8 protein-coding genes are annotated in these 8,257 nt (G+C 39.0%); all 8 read right to left on the reverse strand.

The features are described 5' to 3' along the window. Positions 1-75: 75 nt before the first annotated feature. The 8 genes from AACL61_RS03475 to ispE all read right to left on the reverse strand — a co-directional run bounded on the left by AACL61_RS03475 (position 76) and on the right by ispE (position 8,007). The gene (locus AACL61_RS03475; protein WP_003671296.1) at positions 76-819 is read right to left on the reverse strand and encodes a hypothetical protein; all 744 of its coding nucleotides are present in this window, start codon (positions 817-819) and stop codon (positions 76-78) included. A 290-nt stretch (positions 820-1,109) separates the two neighbouring features. Further along, a complete protein-coding gene (locus AACL61_RS03480; RefSeq protein ID WP_003667197.1) occupies positions 1,110-2,099 on the reverse strand; it encodes a ribose-phosphate diphosphokinase in 990 nt (329 codons plus the stop codon). A gap of 74 nt (positions 2,100-2,173) precedes the next feature. Beyond that, positions 2,174-3,541 (reverse strand): bifunctional UDP-N-acetylglucosamine diphosphorylase/glucosamine-1-phosphate N-acetyltransferase GlmU, encoded by a 1,368-nt coding sequence (gene glmU / locus AACL61_RS03485; RefSeq protein ID WP_087215603.1) that lies wholly within the window; start codon positions 3,539-3,541, stop codon positions 2,174-2,176. A 3-nt stretch (positions 3,542-3,544) separates the two neighbouring features. Beyond that, entirely contained in the window at positions 3,545-4,390 is an 846-nt protein-coding gene (gene purR, locus AACL61_RS03490) for a pur operon repressor (protein WP_003667193.1), read from the reverse strand. A gap of 237 nt (positions 4,391-4,627) precedes the next feature. Then, on the reverse strand, positions 4,628-5,425 hold the full coding sequence (locus tag AACL61_RS03495; protein WP_102816190.1) for a metal ABC transporter permease: 798 nt from the start codon (positions 5,423-5,425) through the stop codon (positions 4,628-4,630). Further along, positions 5,425-6,096 carry a metal ABC transporter ATP-binding protein gene (locus tag AACL61_RS03500; protein WP_003667190.1) on the reverse strand — a complete coding sequence of 224 codons (672 nt, stop codon included), beginning with the start codon at positions 6,094-6,096 and terminating at the stop codon, positions 5,425-5,427. Before AACL61_RS03500 ends, AACL61_RS03495 begins: the two co-directional genes overlap by 1 nt. 7 nt (positions 6,097-6,103) lie before the next feature. Beyond that, positions 6,104-7,015, reverse strand: a complete 912-nt coding sequence (locus AACL61_RS03505; RefSeq protein ID WP_339111000.1) for a metal ABC transporter solute-binding protein, Zn/Mn family — start codon at positions 7,013-7,015, stop codon at positions 6,104-6,106. A gap of 140 nt (positions 7,016-7,155) precedes the next feature. Then, positions 7,156-8,007 (reverse strand): 4-(cytidine 5'-diphospho)-2-C-methyl-D-erythritol kinase, encoded by an 852-nt coding sequence (gene ispE, locus AACL61_RS03510; RefSeq protein ID WP_003667188.1) that lies wholly within the window; start codon positions 8,005-8,007, stop codon positions 7,156-7,158. Positions 8,008-8,257: the final 250 nt, after the last annotated feature.

The following is an 8,257-nucleotide window of genomic DNA, read 5'->3' on the forward strand; positions in this document are numbered from 1 at the left end:
GTCTAAAGACATTAATAAAAAGCAAGAAGCGTACTTTCTACACCTCTTGCTTTTATTTTTGTCATCTTTTATATATTAAGCGATTTTTGTTACCGCTCCAGTTTGACTATTGTATTGGTAAATACCGATTAAGTTAGCAACAGTGTTATCACTATTGTTTTGACGTACTTCAAACTTGTAAACATTACCAGTCTTACCAGTTGGCATAATTTGGTAACCTTGGGAGCCACTGAAGCCCATCTTGTTAGCAAATTGTTGTACTACATTATCGCTAGTTGCATCAGATGCAGCTTGGTTAGCAGCAGAGGATGATTGTTGAGTTGCTGCACTTGTAGAACCGGATTGCTTATTTGTTTGCTTGCTATTATTAGTAGATGATGAAGTTTGAGAACTAGTAGAACCCTGTGCAGAACTTACCTTGCTTTGTAAATCAGCGTATGCATTCCGCATTGCCGGACTAGTTGACTTTTGTGATTTCAATTTGTTCTTAGCACCATCATAATCGCCATTTTCATATGCTTTTTGAGCATCCATGTAGCTTTGTAAATCATCAGCAAGTGCTTCCGTTTGAGCATTATGATCATTTAATTGGTTTAACTGTTCATAAGCCCCTTCATAATCATGATTTTGGATAAGCTTATTAGCTGTACGATAAGCCTTTGAAGCTTTACTTTCGGAAGAACGGACAGACGACGATGTGCTGGAAGAACTTGTATCACTACTTGACGCAGATTGTTTACCACAACCAGCTAAGGCAAAGATAGTAGCGACTGCAGCTGTTCCAACCATTGCTTTTTTGAAAAACTTAATTGTTGTCATTTTTCTCCTCCTTATTTCACATCGTATTATAACATGAATTGATAATGACTGTTTGTCTTTCCCAAATCTTTATTTTCTTTTAAATACAGAAATGGAATATAAGAAAGGAAGCGAGACAGAAGTCACTTGTGACTTCGTTTTCGAGCCCCCGCAAGCAACAATAGGCCTCCAACGTTCGGTTTTACCGGGCGTTGGAAGCCATTGGTGTACTGTGCCATTTGTCTTTTATGAAAGTAACTTGACTTATGTCACAGTCCCTACTTATTTACTAATCTCAATTTACTTAAGCCTTACTTCTTTTCCAACTGTGCACTTTGGAATACTTGCTTAAATAGTGGACTAACCGGACGATTTTCGTTAATCCGTTTGATTGCATCCCCAATTAGTGGAGCAACCGATACCTGCTTGATTTTATCGATTTGTTTTTCTTTTGGCAATTGAATCGAGTCCGTCACAACGACTTCTTTAAGTGGTGCATTCCGTAAACGTTCAATTGCTGGGCCAGATAATACCGCATGGGTACATGATGCGTAGACTTCTTCTGCGCCGGCATCTATTAATGCTTGCGAACCTAAACTAATAGTTCCCGCAGTATCAATCATGTCATCAATCATAATACACTTCTTACCCTTAACGTCGCCAATAATATTCATGATTTGAGCAACGTTCGCCCGTGGACGCCGCTTGTCAATAATCGCAATTGGAGATTTTAAAAACTCGGCAAGTGCTCGTGCCCGTGTTACTCCACCATGATCAGGAGAAATAACAACTGCATTTTCAGCAACACCCTGGTTGATAAAATACTCTGCTAAAAGAGGAGCACCCATCAAATGATCGACAGGGATATCAAAGAACCCTTGAATTTGTGCGGCATGAAGATCAAGTGCAATAATCCGATCAACACCGGAATTTTGCAACATATTAGCAACCAACTTAGCAGTGATTGGTTCACGGCTCCGTGCTTTTCGGTCTTGACGGGCATAACCATAGTATGGCATCACCACGTTAATCGTCTTGGCACTAGCACGACGAAGCGCATCTACCATAATTAACAACTCCATTAAGTTGTCATTAACTGGGGCAGAGGTCGATTGGATGACATAAACATTGTCTCCTCGCACACTTTCCTCAATATTAATTTGGATCTCACCATCACTAAAACGATTAACAGATAATTTTCCTAAATCAACCCCGACATGCTTAGCAATCTTTTCTGCTAAGGGACGGTTTGAATTTAACGCAAAGATTTTTAAATTTTGATCAAAATATTGCTGTGTCATTAGGTCCTCCGCTGATTAATAAAAGTTATACTACTACCACTTACATAATATAAATTAGTGAGGCAAAAAGCAAGTTACCATGGTAGCTTCTTAGCATAATTTTCTTTATTAACCTGCCGTGCCCGCGCAATTGCCATATCATATTGTTCTGTACTGTCTGTAATGGTCGAACCAGCAGCGACAAATGAATCCTTGGCAATATTAACCGGAGCCACTAGGTTACTGTTACTACCGATAAAGGCATGGTCCCCAACATTGGTATGGTGCTTATTTGTCCCATCGTAGTTAACAAAGACAACTCCACAGCCAACATTAATATTCTTACCTAAAGTAGCATTACCGATATAAGTCAAATGACCGACCTTTGTTCCTTCACCAATGTAAGCCTTCTTAACCTCACAGAAGTTACCAATATGAACGTTTTCGCCAATTTCTGCTTCTGGACGCAGGTGACTATTAGGACCGATATCACTGCCATTGTGCATTTCTGCTTCTTGAAGGGTAGAAGAAATAATTTTAACCCCATCGTGAATCTTGGAATCAATGATCCGTGAACCAGCACCGATATAACAATCGTTACCAATTTCTGTATGCCCCTTGATCACAACGCCACCTTCAATAACTGTATCACGACCAATCTTAACATCAGCATCAATATAAGTTGTATCAGGATCAATCATCGAAACCCCTTCACGCATCCAATGAGTATTAATCCGGTTACGCATTACCTTGTTGGCACGTGCAAGGGCAACTCGGTCATTTACCCCCATCGATTCGTCAAAGTTATCCATCTTGTAGGCTGTTACGATCTCATTTTCTTGCTTTAAAATACCAATAACATCAGTTAAATAATACTCACCCTGAGCATTATCATTCGTGATCTTACTAAGGGCAGCAAATAGTTTTTTGTTATCAAAGCAGTAAACTCCAGTATTAATTTCCTTAATTGCCTGCTCTTGAATAGTGGCATCTTTTTGTTCCACAATTCGTTCAACGATTCCAACATCATTTCGAACAATTCGACCATAACCAGTTGGATCAGGAGCAATAGAAGTCAAAATAGTAGCCGCCGCATGCCGTTGTTCATGATATTCAAAAAGCTTTTCAAAAGTCTCAGCCGTAAATAAAGGAGTATCACCACTGACAATAATAGTTTCACCATCTTCATTTGCAAGAAGGTTTTTTGTTTGCATTACGGCATGACCAGTTCCGAGTTGTTGTTCCTGCAGCGCATATTTAGTACGGTGTCCTAATCGTTGTTTAACTGTTTCCGCCCCAAAACCAACAATTGTAATAATATTATCGATTTTGGCTTTTTCCAATTGAGTTAAAACATGCTCAACCATTGTCTTACCACAAACTTGGTGTAAAACTTTGTATAGCTTTGAGCGCATCCGTGTACCCTTACCAGCAGCTAAAATAATTGCATTACGTTTTGTCATTTCCTAATTCTCTACTTTCTTATCAAACACGTTTTCCATGAAGCTTCCTGCTTGTGCTGCAATCTTCTTCTCCGTACCATCTTTAGTTTCCACTTTGATTAATGAAGTACAGTTATCGACTAACCGTTGCCCATTTACCGGACGACCTTCTGCAAAAACAGTAATCCCAACCAAGTTAGCATCAAATTCTTTAATCAAAGATTTCATTCCGTTAATCGTGCCGCCGCCCTTCATAAAGTCGTCAACAACCAAGACATTCGCCCCAGCTGATAATGTACGACGGGACAATTCCATCTTCTTTATCCGTTGGACGGACCCAGAAACATAATTAACACTTACAGTAGGTCCTTCAGTAATGTGTGAACTATTACGAACAATAACAAATGGTTTATTCATATACATCGCAACGCTTTGAGCAATCGGAATTCCTTTAGTCTCAACTGTCATAATAACATCAACATCAGTATCAACGTATTGAGTAGCGATTAACTTACCAATCTGCCGCAAGATTTCCGGTTGGCCGATTAAATCTGATAAGTAAACATAACCTCCCGGTAGCAAACGCGAGTCATCATTAACCCGGTCAACCAAGTTATCAATGGCCGCCTGAGCATTTTCCTTAGAATAAAATGGCGTTAATACCGCGCCACCGCTTGCACCAGGAATTGTTTCTAATCGTCCCTGTCCCCACGTTTGGAAGGTATGTTTAACAATTCCTAAATCTTCACTGATTGATGACTTAGCTGAGTCATATCGCTCACCAAAAAACTTCAACGATACTAATGATCGCGGATGTTCAAGCAAGTAACGTGTCATATCCACCAATCGGTTACTCCGTCTAATTTTCATGTTCTTTCTCTGCCTTTCAAAAAGGATTAATTAACATTGATTTTAACATAAAATGTTCGGATTTTCGGCAAAAATTTTAGTATTTACTGAAGAAAAAGAGTCCGAGATAGGGGGGGTGTCACCACGAAGCTAGCATCTGAAAGCCCCGCAAATAATAATAGTCTCCAACACTTTGCCGGGCGTTGAAGACCCTTGTTGTACTATGTTGTTTACCTGCTTAACTACTTAAGCCACAGTCTAATTCGATTCGATAAATTTACTATAAATCAAGGCTGTGGTATAGATGATAACTTCAATCACTGCGATAAAGAAACTAACCGGCCAATCTGTCAAATAACCGAGAAAAAGACCAAGCCATGTTCCTAACAGTGAAAATAAAATCGCTAAAATAATCATCCGTGCGACACCATGCGTAAAGTATTTAGCACTAGCAGCTGGTAACGTTAGGAGAATAAAAATTAGCAAAGAACCGACAATCTGAGCAGCGACACTAACGCTTAAAGCAAGTAGTAAAAGAAAAATAACAGAAATCACTGTTTGATTTATTCCACTGACCTGCGCCCCAATTGAATCAAAGGAATCAAACTTAAGGCGACGATACATCAATAGCAAAATGATTAAAACAAGAATGGAAAGGTAGACAAGCTGCCAGACCTCATTCAAACTAATTCCAACCACGCTACCAAACAAAATACTTGTTGCTGAGCTAGCTGACTGACTGCTCAAAGATAAGAAAAGAATTCCTAAGCCAATGAACAGCGCTGAAACGGCACTAATAACCGCTTCTCGCCGTGATTCTTTTATACTCATTTGTCCAACAATAACTGAGCTTAACATTGTAAACAGAATCATCCCATTTAGCGCTGGCCATCCAGCAAAAACGGCAAAAGCACCACCAGCAAACCCAATTTCAGACAAGGTATGCGTTAAGAATGATAAATTTCGTGCAACGACAAAAACTCCAATAATTCCACAAATAATCGCAATAAATGTACTAGCGATAAATGCGTGACGCATAAAACTTAAAGTTAACATTACTTTTTATCCCCCTTTACCGGACTGGGTAACTCATTAATTGGCCCAGTGGAATAAGAACCAGGAGAGAGATACAAGAAACGGGTCCCATATTGTTCTGCTAGATCCCAATCATGAGTAATAAACATTACACTTAAACCATTTTGTTGAAAACGGGTTACTAGGTCTAGCAATTCATACTTCATTTCATTGTCTAGACTTGCCGTCGATTCGTCCAGAATAAGGAGGTTAGGATTGGGTAATAAAGCTTGAGCAAGATACGCTCGCTGCTTCTCCCCCCCTGATGCTAAACCAAGGGGCCGCTCAGCAATCTTTGTTAGGTTATTTTCACGAATCATCCGTTCAACACGGTTTCGCTCGCTTTTAGTCAGCCATGGCAAAAGGCGTGGTTTAGTATTCAAAGCAACAAAATCGCGAATAGATAGCGGGTATTCCTCGTCAATATTACGAAACTGAGGAACGTAGCCAAGTCGTGTACTTTGCGGAATAGTTATTGTCCCGCTTTTCGGTTTTAAAAAACCAAGCATTGAGCGAACAAGAGTCGTTTTTCCTACCCCATTTTCACCAACCACGACAAGAAAATCCCCTTCATTAATGGAGAAGCTTAAATGATCGATTACAGTATGATTTCCATAAGCGATCGTTAAATCATCAACTGATACAACTGCCATTATCTTCTTAATTCTCCTTTTGTTGAATGCGAGACAATGCTTGGTATTGCTTGAGCATCCACTGCATATAGTCATCCCCATTCGGCTTTGTTTCCGTTACCTTTAATACTGGAACATTATGTTCATGGGCAAGTTTAACTAAATTATCAACAACTTTTTCACTTGTCTGCGAATTATCAACAAAGAAGGCAATTTGGTGATTAATGATTGCTTGTTGAATTTCTTCAATATCTTTTGGTGATGGATCATTCCCATCTTCAACAGCTTTTTCGAAATGCTTGTCCATAATTTGATAACCAACATTCTCTAAGGCATAATCAAAAACTGGTTCACTAACTGCAACACGATTATTGTTAGGATTTACCCGGCGCTTCACTTTGGCAATTTCTTCATTAAGTGGTTGAAGAGAAGTTAAATATTTTCGCGCATTCTTTTGGTAATCCTTAGCGTGTTGCGGATCAATTTTACCATATTGAGTTGCAAGGTCATTTGCTAACTTTTCGACAGTTTCAGGTGCATACCAAATATGCTCATTGTCGCCATCTTTCTTGCCGGTTAAAGATGCCACATTAATTACTTTAATCTTGTTATGGTTACTGCTTGATTTAACGAGTTTGTTTACCCAGCTATCGTAACCAAGACCATTTTCAATTACTACATTGGCTTCAGCGACTTGCTGGGCTTGCTTAGTATTGGGTTGATAATCATGGGGATCAACCGAAGCATTATCAATAAACGAAATCACTTGGCCATGATCGCCAGCTACTTTCTGCGCTACTTCACCATAGAAATTCAATCCGGTTACCACTCTAATTGGCTTTTGATTTTTCCCCATCGATTTCCATGGAACAAAGGATAAACCAAGTATTATAACCAACAAAGCAATAATGCTACTAATACCGATAATATATTTTTTCATTCTTTCCCTCTTTTTAATCGTAATCATTACTATTTAGAACAATGAATATAATATCGAACTTTATGTCTGATTGCAACTATAAAAATAAAAAGGACAAGAGAGAAAGTTACTTCTTTCCATCCTCTTGTCCTTAAATATAATCAAAGCAAAGTTACAACATGAACATCGCGACAAAATCCTCGGATACTATTTTGAATCCGTTTTGCTCGCGATTCTGTATGGCAGATTGCAAAGACGGTTGGTCCCGTCCCACTCATCTGGGCAACATCGGCCCCCAATTCTTTCATCTTATTCTTTAGACGACCAATCTCTGGATAAAATTTCATCGTTAAGGGCTCTAAAACATTTCCCATATATTTTGTTGCTTCTTGCCAATCTTCTTTCTTTAAATTTGTCAGTAATGCTTCATTATTAAGATGTTGAAGCTTCTCATAATTAATTTGTCGTAAGATTTGCGGCGTAGAAACACTGATCTTCTGTTTTGCAATCACAGCCCAATAATGAGGTTGCGGTGGTAACAATTCGATTTTTTCACCATGGCCAGTAACGTGGGCTAATTTGTTATATATACAATACGGGACGTCAGAATCAATTGTTAATGCGATCTTTGCTAGTTCTGATAAACTCAAGCCCAACCGCCAAATACTATTTAATGCGCGTAAAACTGCCGCTGCATCTGAAGAGCCACCGCCCAATCCGGCCGCGACTGGAATTTGCTTCTTAATCCGAATTGTAACGCCATCTTTACAATGAAAACGACTACGTAAAATATGAGCTGCTTGGTATGCTAAATTACGTTGGTCATTGGGTAAAAAGCCACTATTTGTATAAACTTTAATTGTTGCAGGGCGCCGGTGTGTCTCAACAGTTACATAATCAGCCAGGTCTGCCGAAACCATTACCATATCCCATTGAGGAGAACCATCAAAATATCGCATCGGCGTATCTAAACTCAAATTCAATTTTGCTGGTGCTTTTTCTGTAACTATCATCCGGCAACCCTCCTTAATTTATAATAATTTAGTTAGTTAAATTATACTAACGGAACTATAATCCTTGCAACTACTGTTTCCTAACTATTCCTAAAGCAAAAGGAGTGAATAAAAACTGCCTTCCTGTTGAAAGGTATTTTTACCCACTCCTATTATTTTATAAACCCGAAATGTCAATTTAAGTTAGAAAAAAAGTAGTTGCTCATCAGTGACATACTTCATGAATACCTCGTAAGGTGTTTGATAGCCC

The sequence above is a fragment of the Limosilactobacillus reuteri subsp. porcinus genome (genome assembly GCF_036621895.1).
Taxonomy (GTDB): Bacteria; Bacillota; Bacilli; order Lactobacillales; family Lactobacillaceae; genus Limosilactobacillus; species Limosilactobacillus reuteri_J.